The organism is Streptomyces racemochromogenes, assembly GCF_044129415.1.
Lineage (GTDB): Bacteria > Actinomycetota > Actinomycetes > Streptomycetales > Streptomycetaceae > Streptomyces > Streptomyces racemochromogenes_A.
Map to the genome: position 1 here is coordinate 1 of NZ_JBBDHD010000141.1, position 16,105 is coordinate 16,105.

At 72.9% G+C, this 16,105-nt stretch carries 12 protein-coding genes and 1 pseudogene; 4 read left to right on the forward strand and 9 right to left on the reverse strand.

What is annotated here, in order from left to right; all coding sequences use genetic code 11:
- Nucleotides 1–193: 193 nt before the first annotated feature.
- A complete protein-coding gene (locus tag WDV06_RS31895; RefSeq protein WP_395513303.1) occupies nt 194–2,002 on the forward strand; it encodes a calcium-binding protein in 1,809 nt (602 codons plus the stop codon).
- Between the two features lie 34 nt (nt 2,003–2,036).
- On the opposite strand, the gene WDV06_RS31900 is transcribed toward WDV06_RS31895, so the two are convergent.
- The gene (locus WDV06_RS31900) at nt 2,037–2,960 is read right to left on the reverse strand and encodes a hypothetical protein (RefSeq protein ID WP_395513292.1); all 924 of its coding nucleotides are present in this window, start codon (nt 2,958–2,960) and stop codon (nt 2,037–2,039) included.
- Between the two features lie 116 nt (nt 2,961–3,076).
- Here WDV06_RS31900 and WDV06_RS31905 point away from each other — a divergent pair, with 116 nt between their 5' ends.
- On the forward strand, nt 3,077–3,289 hold the full coding sequence (locus WDV06_RS31905; RefSeq protein ID WP_395513293.1) for a hypothetical protein: 213 nt from the start codon (nt 3,077–3,079) through the stop codon (nt 3,287–3,289).
- Between the two features lie 3 nt (nt 3,290–3,292).
- Here the strand turns inward: WDV06_RS31905 and WDV06_RS31910 are convergent, their stop codons facing one another.
- From WDV06_RS31910 to WDV06_RS31945, 8 genes are all read right to left on the reverse strand, one after another.
- Nucleotides 3,293–3,784 carry a hypothetical protein gene (locus WDV06_RS31910; RefSeq protein WP_395513294.1) on the reverse strand — a complete coding sequence of 164 codons (492 nt, stop codon included), beginning with the start codon at nt 3,782–3,784 and terminating at the stop codon, nt 3,293–3,295.
- Between the two features lie 448 nt (nt 3,785–4,232).
- Nucleotides 4,233–4,661, reverse strand: coding sequence for a hypothetical protein (locus WDV06_RS31915; RefSeq protein ID WP_395513295.1), 429 nt, complete (start codon nt 4,659–4,661; stop codon nt 4,233–4,235).
- A complete protein-coding gene (locus WDV06_RS31920) occupies nt 4,662–9,308 on the reverse strand; it encodes a putative T7SS-secreted protein (protein ID WP_395513296.1) in 4,647 nt (1,548 codons plus the stop codon).
- Nucleotides 9,305–9,892 (reverse strand): hypothetical protein, encoded by a 588-nt coding sequence (locus tag WDV06_RS31925; RefSeq protein ID WP_395513297.1) that lies wholly within the window; start codon nt 9,890–9,892, stop codon nt 9,305–9,307. Before WDV06_RS31925 ends, WDV06_RS31920 begins: the two co-directional genes overlap by 4 nt.
- The gene (locus tag WDV06_RS31930) at nt 9,889–10,329 is read right to left on the reverse strand and encodes an SseB family protein (RefSeq protein ID WP_395513298.1); all 441 of its coding nucleotides are present in this window, start codon (nt 10,327–10,329) and stop codon (nt 9,889–9,891) included. Before WDV06_RS31930 ends, WDV06_RS31925 begins: the two co-directional genes overlap by 4 nt.
- A gap of 156 nt (nt 10,330–10,485) precedes the next feature.
- On the reverse strand, nt 10,486–12,090 hold the full coding sequence (locus WDV06_RS31935; RefSeq protein ID WP_395513299.1) for a transporter: 1,605 nt from the start codon (nt 12,088–12,090) through the stop codon (nt 10,486–10,488).
- Complete coding sequence (locus WDV06_RS31940) at nt 12,087–12,923, reverse strand: ABC transporter ATP-binding protein (protein WP_395513300.1); 837 nt, start codon at nt 12,921–12,923, stop codon at nt 12,087–12,089. The genes WDV06_RS31935 and WDV06_RS31940 overlap by 4 nt, the downstream gene beginning before the upstream one ends.
- A gap of 128 nt (nt 12,924–13,051) precedes the next feature.
- Complete coding sequence (locus WDV06_RS31945) at nt 13,052–13,732, reverse strand: bifunctional DNA primase/polymerase (RefSeq protein WP_395513301.1); 681 nt, start codon at nt 13,730–13,732, stop codon at nt 13,052–13,054.
- Nucleotides 13,733–13,951: 219 nt separating this feature from the next.
- Here WDV06_RS31945 and WDV06_RS31950 point away from each other — a divergent pair, with 219 nt between their 5' ends.
- Together WDV06_RS31950 and WDV06_RS31955 are read left to right on the forward strand one after the other, a co-directional pair.
- Nucleotides 13,952–15,334 carry a transcriptional regulator gene (locus tag WDV06_RS31950; protein ID WP_395513302.1) on the forward strand — a complete coding sequence of 461 codons (1,383 nt, stop codon included), beginning with the start codon at nt 13,952–13,954 and terminating at the stop codon, nt 15,332–15,334.
- A gap of 91 nt (nt 15,335–15,425) precedes the next feature.
- A pseudogene (locus WDV06_RS31955) lies at nt 15,426–16,105 on the forward strand (hypothetical protein); the annotation flags it as partial.

Here is a 16,105-nt window from a genome sequence, read left to right on the forward strand (position 1 = left end):
CGCGGGCCCCGCGCCGCAACGCGCTCGCGGCCGCCGCCGCGGGCCTGGCGCTCGTCCTGGCCCTGCCCGCGACCGCGTTCGGCGCCGCGGGCGACCTCGACCCCACCTTCGACGGGGACGGCAAGGTCGTCACCGACTTCGGGGGCGGCGGCTACGACGAGAGCCGCGGCATGGTCATCAGGCGGACGGCAAGATCGTCACGGTCGGCACCACCGTCCCCGCGGCGGGCGGCTACTCCGACATGGCGCTGGCCCGCTACAACCCCGACGGCAGCCTCGACCCCACCTTCAACGGCGACGGCGACAACGACGGCATGATCACGACCGACCTCCGCGGCGGCGACGACGCTGCCGACGCGGTGGCGGTGCAGCCGGACGGAAAGCTCGTGGTGGCGGGCTACAGCTCCGAAGCCGACACCGCCGGGTTCTTCACCGTCGCCCGCTTCAACCCCGACGGCAGCATCGACCCGACCTTCGGCAACGGAGGCTCCACCTACACCGACTTCGGCACCCGCGGCCCGCAGGAGGCCTACGCCGTGGTGATCCAGCCCGGCGGGGCCATCGTGGCCGCGGGCGAGAGCGGCACCGACGTCGCGCTGGCCCGCTACAACCCCCTCGACGGCAGCCTCGACCCCACCTTCGACGGGGACGGGAAGGTCACCACCGCCTTTGCCGGGGGCTCCGCCGGCGCGCGCGACGTGACGCTCCAGTCCGACAACAAGATCGTCATCTCGGGCCGCTCCGGGTACAACTACCCCTCCAACGCCTCCGACTTCACGCTCGCCCGCTACAACCCGGACGGTAGCCTCGACACGTCCTTCGACGGCGACGGCAGGGTCACCACCCCCTTCCCCGGGCCCGGCGTGGCCAACGGGGTCAAGGTCCAGCCCAACGGGAAGATCGTCGCGGCGGGCAACAGCGGCTTCGACGTCGCGCTGGCCCGCTACAACCCCCTCGACGGCAGCCTCGACACGTCCTTCGACGGTGACGGCACGGTCATCACCGACTTCGGCGCCAACACCCTGGACGGAGCCGCCGACCTGGTCCTCCAGACCGACGGCAAGATCGTCACCGCCGGCATCAGCCAGGCCGACTTCGGCGTGGCCCGCTACAACCCCGACGGCTCGCCGGACAGCGGCTTCGGCACCGGCGGCACGGTCCACACCGACGTCTCCTTCGGGTACTACGACACCGCCAACGCGGTGTCCCTCCAGACCGACGGGAAGATCGTCGTCTCCGGAAACACCGGCGACGACCGGGGCCTGGTCCGCTACCAGGCGACCACGCCGCCGCCCCCGCCCGGCGTGGACCTCGCCGTCACCAAGAGCGGCCCCGCCTCCGTCAGCATCGGCGACCAGGCCACGTACACCGTGACGGTGACCAACACGAGCCCCACCACCACGGCCACCGGCGTCACCCTGGCCGACACCCTCACCGGCCCCGGCTCCCTCCTGTCCGCCACCCCGGCCCAGGGCACCTGCACCCTCACCGCCACCAGCGCCAACTGCGCCCTCGGCACCCTCGCCCCGGGCGCCCAGACCACCGTCAAGGTCGTCGCCGAACCCCGTGCCACCGGCACCCTCTCGGACAAGGCCACCGCCTCCGCCACCCAGACCGACCCGTCGACCGGCAACAACACGGCCACGGCCACGAGCACCGTCAACAACGCCCACGGCTGCACGATCATCGGCACGAGCGGCGCCGACACCCTGAGCGGCGGCTTCGGCAACGACGTCATCTGCGCCCTGAGCGGCAACGACACCGTCCGCGCGGGCTACGGCAACGACACCGTCTACGCCGGCCCCGGCAACGACAACGTCGACGGCGGCTACGGCAACGACTACCTGATCGGCGGCCCCGGCAACGACATCCTGACCGGCAACTTCGGCAGCGACCGCCTCGACAGCGTGGACGGCGTCTCCGGCAACGACCGTGCCGACGGCGGCTACAACACCGACACCTGCACCACCGACCCTGGCGACACGCGCGTCAGCTGCCCGTAGCCCCATGCCCCGGGCGGCGCCCCTCGGGCGCCGCTCAGGCGCGGACCCGTACCCACGCGTCCCCGGCCCGGAGCCACAGGACCCCGTCACGGCCCTGACCGCACCGCATGCGGACGGGCCCGGGCATGCGCAGCCGTTCCTCGCCGCCGACGGTCCACACGCCGTCGGCGCCGAGTCCGGCGCGGATCAGGGTGGTGGAGTGCTTGCCGTGGTCCCGGCGGCTGACGACGGCCCGGTCGCCGCACACGGCGATCCCGTCGATGCCGTGCGCCGGACTGCGGAAGGTCGCGACCTCCCCGGTCGCGGGGGTGACCCGGCTCAGGTGGGTGCCCTCTCCGCCGCCGCTGTACCAGGCCAGCCACACCGCCTCCCGCTCCGTGGCGGCGGCGAGCCCTTCGAGGGGCCACGCCGGAAGACGCCCGTCCGGCCCCCACGTGTGGCGTCCCCTGCCGCTCCAGCCGGCCAGTCCCGCGGCGGTCTGCGGGTGGTTCCCGTAGATGCCCTCGTCACCGTACGCGGCCCAGATGCCGCCCCGCCGGTCGGTGACCAGCGCCGGGATGTCGTCCCCGACGCAGAACGCGCGCTCGACCGTGGCCCCGTCGGCGCCGTGGACCACCGCATTCGGTTCCCACCGGCCCTCCGCACCCTCGTGCGAGCGGCCCCGCACCAGCAGGAACCGGTCTCCCGGCAGCACGGCGAAGTGCGCGGCCCCGGGTTCGACGCCACGCAGCGGGACGCGCCGCTGCACGGCCCCCTCCCCGGACACGAACACCACCTCGGCGTCGAAGCGTTCCCGCGCGTGCCACACGCCGTAATCCCGCCGGAGGAACCGTTCCTGCGCCAGCAGTACGGCGATCCCGCCCTCGACCCGAACGGTCCACAACAGGGCCCGCCACCCGGCGGCCGCATCCGCACCCGGCAGGCTCCACACGACGTCGGGTTCACCCACAGCAGCCACAGCCGCCCACCTTCAGGACTCCGGCGACCACCGCCACCGAAGATCCCCACGCTACCGTGGCCTTGATCCGCTGCCCGAGGAGGAGGTGCGCCATCGCTTCGCTCGTGTACTTCCGCATGCTCGCCGAGGACGCGGAGGCGGTGCGTTACGCGTTCGGGGACGCCCCCGACCGCCTCACCCGAAGATTGACGGTGCCCCGGGGCCCGGGCACCGCCCTGGCCGACGACGGCCTGACGGACCACCTCTTCCTGAAGGCCGCGCGCCGGATCAGCGCGATGCGCGCCGCGGCGGGCGGTCGCCGGCCGGAGCGCGGCATGAGCGCGAGCTGACCGTCACCCGGCCGCCACGCCCCAGCGGTGGAGGGTCTGCGCCGCGTCGTCGTAGGTCAGCCAGGTGCCGTCGCCGAGCGGGAGCACCCCGCTGCCGTCGGCCGCCCCGTCGGGGTACGAGACCCGGCCGCGCTCCTCCAGGGTCCGCGCGTCGAGGAGCCGGTGGCCGGCCAGGGCGGGGAATTCCTCGCAGTCCGAGACCGAGACGATGACGGTGTCGGCGTCGACGAAACCGCACCCGTAGTCCCAGCACGGCCGGTCGTCGAACTCGTCGGCCGGTGGCCGCGCCGTGGCGAGGACGTCACCGTCGAGGGCGTGGAGCTCCAGGTCGGCCCCGTAGTGCTCGATGGTGAGGAAGCCCGCGTGCGCCGGATGGACGTCCGCCAGGATCCGGTCCAGGTTCTCGTTCAGGTCCCATGCGGTCAGCCTCTCGCCGTCCCAGCGGGCCCAGTGCAGCAGGATGCCGTCCTGGCCCATGCCGATGGACAGGCGCATGTGGATCCCGTCCGGATGGGAGACGTGGTACGAGCCGGCCGCCGCGCTGTCCAGCGGCAGCCGGGCCAGTTCCCGGCCGTCGGCGGCGTCCAGGACGCGGATGCCCGAGCTCGGGCCCCCAGCAGCCGTGCCGGTACTCCCACGGCACCTCCCCGCCCACCCCGACGGCCCGCTGCCCGCAGAACACGGCGAATCCCCCGTCGGGACTGACGGAGTGCACCCCCCGCTCCCACCCCGGCCAGGGCAACGCGAACACGGCCTCGGGCGCCCGCTCCCCAAGACCCGCCGCCCCCACCCCTCGAACCCGAACCGATTGACGAGCGCCCCGCCCCCGACCAACCCCACCGAACCCCGCAACTCCACACCGACCGACATCCCCCGAACCTGACGACCCCCACTGACAGGTCCGCAGGCATCCGGCCCAGGGGTGTCCTCAGCCTGAGTGCAGTCAGAGATCCAGAGCGATGATCCAGTAGTCGTATTCCTCTGCGGTGACGCCGCAGATGTGTCGACCGGACGTGGACCGGGAGATGAATTCGATTCTCCCCTGGTCATCGATGAGGCGAGAGACATCGGTGGTATCGGTGAGGCGTACGAGTACCCAGCCGATCTCGGAGCTTCCGGTCACGACAGCGGTGACGAGGAACGTTCCGTCGTCAGCGATGACATTCCCCTGGCGGGCGTAGTCAAGCCACAGTCCATGGACCTCTCTGAGGTCTCCTTTGAGGGGAACTGAAGCCTTCGGCTCCACGCCGAATCCCGCCATGGCGCGCCAAGCTGTTTCGACCGTCGGGCCGGGATCGTTGCCCTGAACTGATTTCACCTCAAGGCCGCTGTTCCGGATCAGCTCAAGCAGGCTGTCCTTGCTGGTCCGCATCTAGTTCCCCTCGTAGAAAAAGTGGTGGTCGCCGCCCGGCTTGTCTATTGCTCGGTACCGTTCCATGGTCTCGTAGCCCTCTGCGGAATTGTCCCATCCGAAATTCACTCCAGATCTTGCCTGGTCCTCCAGTGAACTCCCCTTCGGTCCGCCCGCGTGGAAATGTGGGCCGGCCGGATCGTGGGTGTGTTCGACAACGACACGAGAGCCGTTTGGTGTTTCGAACTGCCGGAAATTTCCCCAGTGGGTCGGGTCGCTGGAGTAGACGTGTCCAGGCATGTTCCTCAGTGTTCTATCACCCATGACGACCCATTCGGCATCAGGAGTGGTTCCGAAGGGAACTCCAGCAGCCTCGAAGGCCGCGCGCTCGGCATCTCCCCGCAGCTTGAACGGGTTGCTCTTTTCACCCTTGGGCGGGCAGGCGGTGAGACCCAGGGGGTCGGACCACGTATGAGGGTTGTGGATGTACGTGGCCGGGTTGGGGTCCGGTTTGAGGCCGAGGGGGTCGGAGGTCAGGTAGCGGGCGGTCTCCGGGTCATAGGCACGGAAGACGTTCTGGTGGAGGCCGGATTCCGGGTCGTAGTACTGGCCCGGGAAGCGGAGGGGGGTGTAGGCCGCTGCCGTGCGGTTCCAGGTTGTGGTGCCCCACAGGGTCGTGCGGGTGTGCCACGCCGTGGTGCCGTCCTCGGCCAGGAGATGGGTCGGGGTGCCGATCAGGTCGGTGACGATCGCGAAGAAGCGGTCGTCTACCTCGGCCTGGTCGATGCGTTCCGTCTGGGTGACGGGATGCAGGCCCTGGTGGGTCCAGGTCAGGGTGACCCGGCCGGTGGTCTCCTCGCAGAGGGTGGCGTCGTCCCAGCTGAAGAGGGTCTCCTTGGCGATCTCGCCCGACTCGGAAAGGCGTTGCTTGGACGTGCGCCGACCCAAGGGGTCGTACGTGTAGCGCCAGCGCGTGCCGTCCGGGGTGGTGACGGCCGTCAGGCGGTCCTCCGTGTTCCACTCGTACCGCCAGGTGTCCGGCTTGTGGGAGAGGCGGGTCTTCTGGCGGAGGGTGACGCGGCCCAGGGCGTCGTGTTCGTAGCGGACCGCGCCGGCGTGGGTGATGCGGGTGCCGGTGTAGGCACGGGCGCCCCGGGCGTCCGCACCGGGGTGCTGCGTCGGCCAGGAGGCGCTCGTCTGGTTGCCGGCCTCGTCGTACGCGTAGCGCTCCGACCAGTTCGCGGCCTCCACGGCCGTGACGCGGGCGGCCGCGTCCAGGGTGAAGGTGCGGGGGCCGGTGACGGAGTCGTCGATGCCGGTCAGGTAGCCGTCGGCGCGGTAACTGTAGCCGCGCCGCTGCAGGGTCCGGCCGTCCTCGCCGATGACCGACTGGGCGGTGCGGCGGCCCGTCACGTCGTACTCGTGGGTGAGGGACAGGGAGGGGCCCAGGGCGCGGGTCAGCTCCTGGCCCGCCGCGTCGCGCTCGAACGTGAGGGTGCGGCCCGCCGTGGTCAGGGACGTGCGGTGGCCGGCGGCGTCGTACGTCCAGTGGGACGTGGAGCCGGACGGGGTCGTGCGGGTGGTGCGGCGGCCCAGGGGGTCGTAGCCGTACGCGACGGTGCGGCCGTTCACCGTCTCCGTGAGGAGGCGGCCCGTGGCGGCGTCGCGGAGCCAGGTGGCGGTGGACTCAGGGGAGGTGGCCGTGGCCAGGGCGTCGAACGCGTCGTATGCGTACGTGGTGACCAGGCCCGCCGCGTCCTTGCGGACCGGCTGGCCGAGGGCGTTGTGGGTGTAGGTGGTCGTTTCGCCGAGGGCGTTGGTGCGGGCGGTCAGGCGGCCCGCCGCGTCGTACGCGTACGTGAGCGTCCGGTCGTCGAAGTCCGTTTCCGAGACGAGGCGGCCGGCCGGGTCGTAGGTGTAGTGCCAGGTGAGGCCCTGGGGGTTGGTGACGCCGGTGAGGCGGAGTTGGGTGTCGTGGGTGAAGGTGTGGCGGGTGCCGTCCGGGCCCGTGCGGGCGGTGAGCAGGTCGAAGTCGCCGTACTCGCAGACCGTGACCCCGCCGATCTCGTCGGTGTGGGTGAGGCAGTTGCCCTCGCCGTCGTAGGTCCACGACTCCTCCGTGCCGTCGGGGTTCAGACGGTGCACGAGGCGGCCTTCGACGCTCCAGGTCAGGCGGGTGGTGCGGCCCAGGGGGTCCGTGAGGGCAACGGGGCGGCCGAAGGCGTCGCGTTCGTAGGCGGTCGTGGCGCCCAGGGGGTCCGTCGCCGAGACGATCCTGCCCGCCCGGTCGCAGACCACCGTGGTCGTGTGGCCCAGGGCGTCCGTCACCGAGGAGAGGTGGTTGCGGCCGTCGTACCCGAAGCGGGTGGTCGTACCGTCCGGGGCGGTCACCGAGGTGCGGTTGCCGACGGCGTCATACGTGGTGGTGACGGTGCGGCCGTCCGGCCGGGTCACCCGGACCGGCAGGCCGAGCGCGTCGTACTCCGCCCAGGTCTCGCGACCGTCCGGCCGGATCACGTGCGTGAGGCGGCCGTCCTCGTCGTAGGTGAAGCGCGTCGTGTGGCCGAGGGGGTCCGTGCGCGTCAGGAGCCGGTTGTAGGCGTCGTAGGCGGACCGGGTCGTTCCGCCCGTGGGGTCGATCTCCGCCGTGACCTGCGCCCGGTCGTTGATCAGGTAGCGGGTGGTGTGGCCGAGGGAGTCGGTGAGGGCGGTGACACCATCCCCGTACGCGAACCGGATGTTCAGGTGCCCGTTGGTGCCGGACTGGGCGACGCAGCGGTGCCGTTCGTCGTAGACGTAGTCGAAGTGACGGTCGTTGGTGTCGGTCCAGGAGGTGATCCGGCCGAGCTCGTCGTAGCCGAAGCGGAGCGGACGGCCGGAGGAGTTGGTGACCGACGTGAGGTGGCCGTCCGTGTAGCCGTACCGGAGCACCTCCGTGCCGTCGGCGAGGGACAGGGCAGTGATCCGGCCTGCGGAGGAGGAGAGGCGCAGCTCGTGGCCGCCGCTGTGGGTGAGGGTCGTCGGGGCGCCTGACTCGTCGTAGCCGAAGGCGATCCAGGCGCCGGAGCGGTCCTCCAGCTGGATGAGGGCGCCGTCGTCCGCGAAGTGGCGGACCTGTCCGGACTCGGGGTCCGTGACCGTGTAGCCGCCGTCGGCGTCCGCGGTCAGCGGCCAGCGCTGACCGTGGGAGGGGAGCACGGCGGCGCCCGGCTCGGGGTGCGGGTAGGCGAGCAGGCTGCCGTCCTCGCGGACGAGGACCAGCCCTTCGGCGTCGCGCACCAGCCGCTGGTCGACCGTGGAGGCCCAGGTCGGCCCGAACCAGCGGCCGGCGCGGTACGAGGACTCGAAGGTCCGGGAGAAGACCAGGGGCAGCGAGCCGGGGATGACCAGGTCGGTCTGGGGCAGCACCATGCGCCCCGTCGCCACGTCGACCGGATCCCCGTCGCACTTCTTCTGGTCCTGGGAGCGGGCCGAGGCTTCCGGCTCCGCCTGCTGGGCGGCCCGGGCCTCCTTGTTCGCCGGGCTCTCCGCGGCCTCTTCCGCCACCCGGGTCCCGGACCGCGTGCCCGCCTTCGCCGCGCCGCCGAAGCCCTCCGTGCCGATGAGTTCGGGCAGGAGCCGGCCCGTTCCCTCGGCGAAGTCCTTGCGGAAGGGGTCGAGCAGGGCGCCGGCGACGCGGTCCGGGTGCGCGGGGGCGGCGACCAGGCCCGCCAGGGTCATGCTGACGTGCTGCTGGTACGCGGCGGGGTGGGTGATGTTGTACGTGTCGTACGGCGTGATCCCGCGCAGGAAGTCCACCACCCCGGCGGTGCCCTTGACGACCCCGCCGGCGAGGTGGGTCAGTTCCGTGTTGCCGGCGGCCGCCGCGTCGAGGGCCAGTGCCATGGCCTGCTCGTGGGGCGGTGGCTTGGCCGGGGCGTGCTCCAGGGCGGCCGTCAGGGCGCGGCCGGCGTCGGTGGCGGCGTCGTCGCGCTGGCGGCGGGCCTCCGTGAGGATCTCCTGGGCCTGCTTGGCCTCGGCGGCGCCCGCGTTGTCGGGTTTGGCGGGCACGGGTCCCGGGTTCTTCCCGGCCAGAGCGGTGGCGTTGTAGGTGTCCACGGCCTTGGCGTACGCGTCGGCGGCGTCCTGATGGATCTTGAGCGCCTTCTTGTGGAGCACGACGGCCCGCACGGCTTCCTTCTGCGCCCACTCCACCGTGTCGGCGTACCGGGTCAGCGCGTCGCCGGCCTTCTGGCAGGCGTCGGCCGCGTGCAGCCACTGTGTCGGGTGCACGGCGAAGGCCTTGCGGAACGCGTCGGCGGCCGCCCCCTTCCAACTGTCGGCGTCCAGGCCCTTCATGCCCTGGCCGACCCGGTCGAAGGCGGCCCGGAAGTCCTTCAGGTGCGCCGCGGTGGCGCGGATGTCGGCCGCAGAACCGTGGACGAGCTCGTCGGCCTGCTCGGTCTGGCCCAACTGCTGTTCCGCGACGGACGCGCCGAGGTGGGAGGCGACGCTGTCACCGAGGTCCTCGACGTCGTCGGCCCAGCGGTCCTTGCCGACCTTGTGCAGGATGCCGCCGATCTCGTCGGTGGCCTTGTCGATGCCCTCGCCGGCCTTCTTCTTCGCGGCCGTCCAGGTGTGCTCCAGCGCGCCCAGACCCTTGTCGGCCAGCGACTCCCAGTCCGTCACCGGTCCTCACCGCCCGCCTGGTCGTGGTGGGGGGTGAGGTCGGCGAGCTTCCGGTCGACGTCGGGGTTCGGGTCGACCTCGTCCCAGGTCTGCTGCCACGCCTGGTCGGTGTTCACGGCCGAGGTGAGGGCGGACTCCGCGCTGTAGTCGGCGTCCCGCAGGTTCGTGTACGGGTTGGTGCCGAGGATCTGTCCCCAGTCCTTGTCCGTGACCTCCTGCTCGGAGGCGTACGGGTTGCCGCCGAGAACGGCGTTGGCCAGCACCTTGAAACCGCCCTGGACGTACTGGTCCTGCTCGTGCACGAGCCCGGCCGACAGGCCCACACCCGCCGCGAACCGGTTGGCCTCCTGGACCAGGGAGCGCACGCCCCAGCCCCACCGTTCGCAGAAGGCGTCCAACTGCGAGGTCAGCGCTTGGTGTCCGCTCTGCAGACCGGTCAGCTTCAGCTGGGTGAAGCCGCCGCCCGTGTTCCCCAGTCCGGCCGGACCGAGCTCCCGCAGCTCCGCCAGCGTGTCCGTGATGCCCTTGGCGATCTGCGCGAGTGCCGCCTTCGACACGTCGAGCTCGCCCTGTTCCCCGCTCACGCGGCCGTCCCTGCGTCCAGCGCGGCGGAATCCGGGACGACGCCGCGGACCGGCGGGAACAGCACGCCGTCCGGGCCCGCCGCGTCCCACGCGACTCCGCACCCGAAGTCCAGCGCCGGTATCACCTCGTCCAGCAGGCGCGCGCCGAGCACCCGGTGGTACTCCCAGGCGCGGTCCGTCTCGCCCCTCGCCCGGGCGAACCCGGCCAGCGTCTCCTCGTCCGAGAACGCGCAGATCCAGTCCAGCCCACCGAGCCGGGACGTCCACAGTCCGCCCCGCTCGTCGAACGGCACCAGCACGGGCCGTTCCCGGAACTCGGCCAGCCGCCCGGCGAACTCCGCCACCCGGTTCCGTTCCGGTGCTTCCGCCGCGGCGGTCGGGCCGGCAGCTTCGGCGGCGCCCTCGCGCAGCTGCCGCCATTCCTCGTCGAACCCCACCCGAACTCCCCCCAACCTGTGTGAATCGAACGCACTTTTGCACGGTGGGGCCGTAGCGGCAAACGCGGCTCGGGGGGCAATACACAGATCCGGCCAGGGAACGCCGCAGGGGGCGGCGGGCCTGGGCCTGCCGCCCCCTGCGGGGAGGGTGGGGGGTCAGCCCTTGCTGACCGCCGTCAGGATTTCCGGGAGCTTGCGCGCGACCGTCGGCGCCGCCAGGCGCAGACCCGTCCACGCGGCCAGGGTGCCCCAGGCGAGGCCCGCCGGGAGGGTCAGCCAGACCAGGCCGGCGGGGGCGTCCGACAGGCTGACGTAGATCGCCAGGGCGATCACGGGCGAGGAGACCACCGCCGAAGTGAGCATGCCGCCGAAGATGCCCAGCCACGCCAGGCCCGCCTGGCCCGGGGCCACGTTCTTGAAGGCGCCGTCTGTCGGGATGGAGTACGGGAAGCGGGCCGAGGCCAGCGCGCCCGTGCACAGCATGGCGCCCAGCAGGCCCAGCCCCAGGCCCAGAGCGGCCGGGAACTGCGCCCAGTCGCCCACCAGCGCGGCGGTGACGACCGTGACGAGGACGGTGTACGGGACGGTGACCAGGGCCAGCGCCCCGGCTCGGGCGCGGAGTTCCACGAAGGCGTCGCGCGGGGAGGAGATCGTCTGCGCCACCATCCAGAAGGCGGAGGTGTCCTGACCGAACTGGTTGTACATCTGCACGCCGAGCATGCCCGCGCCGAAGCAGGCCAGGTAGACGGATCCGGTGCCCTGGACGGCGTTGAGGACGGGGACGATCATGCCGACGGCCAGCGCCGACACCCACGCCGCCTTCGTCTTCGGGTCGCGCACCACGTAGCGCAGGGTGCGCTGCATCGCCGCGCCGGTGCGCCCGCCCGGGAGGAAGGCCCAGAAGCCGCCGGTGCCGCGGTCCTTCTCCGGCTTGGCCGCCGCGAGGGTCGAGCCGTCCGGGGTGACCATCAGCTTGGTCAGGCTCCGTTCCCAGAACCAGAGGAGGAGGCCGAGGGCGGCCAGGGTGAGGGCGAGTTGGGCGGCGGCCCGCGCGTAGGCTCCCTCGCTCGCCGAGTCGACCATGCCGATCGCCGTCGCCGGCGGCAGCCAGCGGACGACCGCCTCGACCGGCTCCAGCGCCGACAGCCCGCCCTGCTGGAAGAGCCGCTGGCTGGCGAAGTTGGCCAGCTGGGCGCCGATCGCGATCAGCAGACCGCTGAGGAGGGCGAGGTCGCGGCCCTTGCGGCTGGTCAGCAGCCGTACGTTCGCCGTGGCCACCGCCCGGGCGAGGGCCACGCAGCCGAGCAGGAGCAGCGGGGCGCCGAGCACCGCCGCCACGACGCCGGCGGCGCCGGACGCCACCGCGGCCGCCGAGCCGACGGCCAGGCAGAGCGTGAACAGCGGGCCGATCCCGACCAGCGAGGAGGCCAGCAGGGCCCGTACGAGCGGACGCGGGCGCAGCGGGAGCATCACCAGCCGGCTCGGGTCGAGGGTCTCGTCGCCGGTCGGGAAGAACAGCGGCATCACGGTCCAGGCCAGCGCGAGGATCGCGCCCATCAGGACGACGGCCGTGCTCGCGTGGGCGTGCCCGTGCAGGAGGGCCAGGCCCAGGGTGGCGGCGGCGGAGAAGGCCAGCGAGATCACCAGGCTGATGATCCAGACGGCCTTGCGCTTCGAGGACCCCTTCAGGCCGTTGCGCATCAGCGAGAGCTTGAGGCGCACGAAGAGGGGGGTGAGGGACGCCTCGGCGGTGGCGCTCATCGGGCGCCGCCGAGCCAGTCGAGGGAGTCGCCGGCGGCGTGGTCGCGGGCGCCGACGAGTTCGAGGAAGGCGCTCTGCAGGGAGGGCGCGGAGCCGCGTACGTCGGCCAGCGGACCGGCCGCGCGGATCTGGCCGGCCGCCATGACGGCCACCCAGTCGCAGAGCGATTCGACGAGCTCCATCACGTGGGAGGAGAAGACGACGGTCGCGCCGGACGCGGTGTAACGTTCCAGCACCCTGCGGATGGTCTGCGCCGACACCGGGTCGACGCCCTCGAACGGCTCGTCCAGGAAGAGGACGTCCGGGTTGTGCAGCAGGGCGGCCGCCAGGCCGATCTTCTTGCGCATGCCCGTCGAGTAGTCGACGACCAGCTTGTGCTGCGAGCCCGCGAGGTCGAGGACGTCCAGCAGCTGGGTGGCCCGCTTGTCGGTCTCCTCGCCCGGCAGTCCGCGCATGCGGCCCATGTAGCCGAGGAGTTCACGGCCCGAGAGGCGCTCGAACATGCGCAGGCCCTCGGGCAGCACGCCGATGCGCCGCTTCACCTCGACCGGGTCGGCCCACACGTCGTGCCCGGCGACCGTCACCCTGCCCATGTCCGGGCGCAGCAGTCCGGTCACCATCGAGAGCGTGGTGGTCTTGCCGGCACCGTTCGGACCGACGAGGCCGATGAAGCGGCCGGCCGGCAGCTCCAGGTCGATCCCCCCGACGGCGACCTGCTCGCCGAAGCGCTTCCACAGTCCCTCTATCCGCACGGCCGCGGCCGCCGGCGCGGATCGCGCGCCGTCCGTCCCGCCCGTACCGCTACCGCCCGCCGCATAGCCCTGGTCCGGCATGCGCCTGCCTCTCGTTCTCGTCCCCGTGGTCGTACTTTCCTCACCATAGGAGGACGGGGAGAGGGCGCAGCAGTTACGAATGTCATGAACTTGCGGACACGAATGTCAGCGGGTGACGCGGCCGCAGGCTAAGCCTTGCGGCGGCCCCGGGCCCCGGCCGCCTCGCTGCCGCACGCGTACGCGAGGGCGTCGATCAGCTCCTCGGTGTCGGGCAGCCACCGGTTCGCGGGCGTGGGCTTGCGGGCCCACTGCACCGGGCCCTTGCCGCCGTAGCGGGTCGGCGGCGCCGCCACGTACTCGCCCTCGCCGCGCGTGGTCAGGTCGAGGGCGTGCGGCAGCCAGCCCAGCTTGCGCACCAGGTCCGGCACCTTCGCCCCGGCGCCCGGCAGGACGAAGAAGAGCATGCGGTGGTCGGGGGTGAGGGTGACCGGGCCGAGGGTGCGCTGCATCCGCTCCAGCCGGGCCAGCGCGAGGAAGCCGGCGGAGTCCGGCACGTCGAGGGCGTCGAAGGTGCGGCCCGTCGGCAGCAGGATGGAGGCGCCCGGGTGCTTGCCCCAGATCCGCCGCACCCCGACGGCGCTGCCGGAGGCCAGGGAGCGCCAGTCCTTCACCGCCGGGTGCGCGCCGGGCGCCGGGCAGTCCGCGACCCCGCAGGAGCACAGCTCCCGGCCGTCGCCGGGCTCCAGCCAGGTACCGGCGAAGACGTCCCAGTGCCGCTCTTCCACGTACCGCACGGCATGGTCGAGCAGCAGCTCGCCGCGCTGCTGGGGGATGGGTGCGGTCTCCGTGACTCCGATGGTCTCTTCCACGTGCAGCACAACTCCCGGGGTCACCGGGGGTTACGGGGATAAACGCGCGGGCCCGCGGTGCATCGATCCTGCACGCGGGGCGCACGGGTGCACGCGCGGGGGCGCGTAGGAGGCCGGGGCGCGGCCGGTGGGTAACGACACGTCGCAGAGAGGAAGATTCTCCGCACTTCAGGCGGGAAGTGATCATTCCAACGATCACCCGCGTCTCAGGGGGTTTTCATGGCAGCCAGGCCTCTCGTCGCCCGCCAGCCCAACGAACGGCTGCAGGCGCTCATCCAGGAAGCCGGGTGCTCCAATGCCGGGCTCGCCCGGCGCGTCAACATGTGCGGGGCCGAGCACGGCCTCGATCTCCGCTACGACAAGACCTCCGTGGCCCGCTGGCTGCGCGGCCAGCAGCCGCGCGGCCGGGCGCCCGGCATCATCGCCGAGGCGCTGGGGCGCAAACTCGGCCGGACCGTCACCATCGACGAGATCGGCATGGCCAACGGCAAGAACCTCGCCTCCGGGGTCGGCCTGCAGTTCTCCCCGACCGTGGTCGGCGCCATCGAGCAGGTCTGCGAGCTGTGGCGCAGCGACGTCGGACGCCGCGACTTCCTCTCCGGGTCGAGCGTGGCCGCGTCCGCGCTCGTCGAGCCCAGCCGCGACTGGCTGATCACCGGGGCCGATCCGCAGGTGGCCCGCAACGGCGGCTCGCGCGTCGGGATGTCCGACGTGGAGGCCGTCCGGGCCACGACGCAGGCGCTGACCGACCTCGACCACCGCTTCGGCAGCGGGCACGTGCGGCCGGTGGTCGTGCACTACCTCAACTCCGTGGTCTCCGGGCTGATCGGCGGCTCGTACCGGGAGCCGGTGGGCCGCGCCCTGTTCGCGGCGGTGGCCCGGCTCACCGAACTCGCCGGGTACATGGCGGTGGACACCGGCCAGCCGGGGCTCGCCCAGCGCTACTACATCCAGGCGCTGCGGATGGCCCAGGCGGCGGGTGACCGTGCGTACGGGGGCTACGTGCTGGCCGCGTCGATGAGCCACCTCGCGGCCGAGCTGGGCAACCCGAGGGAGATCGCGCAGCTGGCGCGGGCCGCGCAGGAGGGCACGCGCGGGCAGGTCACCCCGAGGGTGGAGGCCATGTTCTACGCGGCGGAGGCGCGCGGGCACGCGCTGCTCGGCGACGCCCGCTCCACGGCGGTGCTGTCGGGCCGGGCGGTGACGGCGCTGGAGCGGGCCGAGCCGGAGTCCGGGGACGACCCGGTGTGGATCCGCCACTTCGACCAGGCCTATCTCGCGGACGAGCTCGCCCACTGCCACCGCGACCTCGGCCAGGCCGACGCGGCCGGCAAGCGGGCCGAGGAGGCGCTGCGCGGGCTGCCCGTGACGAAGGCCCGCCGGCGGGCCATCGGCCTGCTGTTGCTGGCCGCGGCCCAGGTGCAGCAGCGGGAGGTCGAGCAGGCCTGCCAGACGGCGGCGAAGGCCGCCGAACTGCTGGGGACGCTGCGCTCGCGGCGGGGCGCGGAGTACCTGGACGACTTCCGGGCGCGGCTGGAGCCGTACCGGGAGGAACCGGCGGTGCGGGAGTTCGGGGCGAGGCTGGAGGTTCAGGTGGCCTGACGTCGGCACGCGGTGACCGGGTAGCGTGACCCGACGGCTGCGCGGATCGCCCACGGAGCGCGGACGTCGGAGAAGGCGAGAGGGAGTCCCGGTGACGGAGAACGGACAAGGGGGCGTCCCCCAGCCCGGGGCGCCGCAGGCCGGGCAGCCCTGGGCGGCGCCCGCGTACGGGACGCCGCAGCAGCCGGCGCAGGACCAGTCCGGCTACGACCGGCGGGGCGGGCCGGTCCAGCCCGCCTACGTCCCGCCGCCGGAGCCCGGCGGCCCGGCGTACGGCTACCCGCAGACCGGGCCGGGCTACGAGGGGCCGGGTGCCCCGCACGGCTACGGCTACCCGCCGGTGCCCGACGCGGCGACGCAGTACGTGCCGCCGGTCCCGGGTGCCGCCGCGCCGTACGCCCCGCCGGTGGCGGAGGCGGCCACCCAGTACGTGCCCCAGGTGGGCCCCGCCGCACCCGCGCCCCCGTACGCCCCGCCCGCCCCGGCGGGCCCGGGTGTGCCGGGGGCCATGGTGGCGGGGGCCGAGACCCAGGTCGTCCCGACGCTGACGGGAACCCCGGCCGCGCCCCCGTACCCCGGCACCCCGGCTCCGTTCGCCCCGCCGGCCCCGAGCCCGGGCGGCGGCCGGCCGGCGGACGCGGCGACGCAGTACGTCCCGCCCGTCCCGGCAGGCCCGACGGGCGGCGCGGCCGACGCCGCGACGCAGTACATTCCGCCGGTTCCTGCGGGTCCGGGTGGTGGTGCGGGTGATGCGGCCACGCAGTACATTCC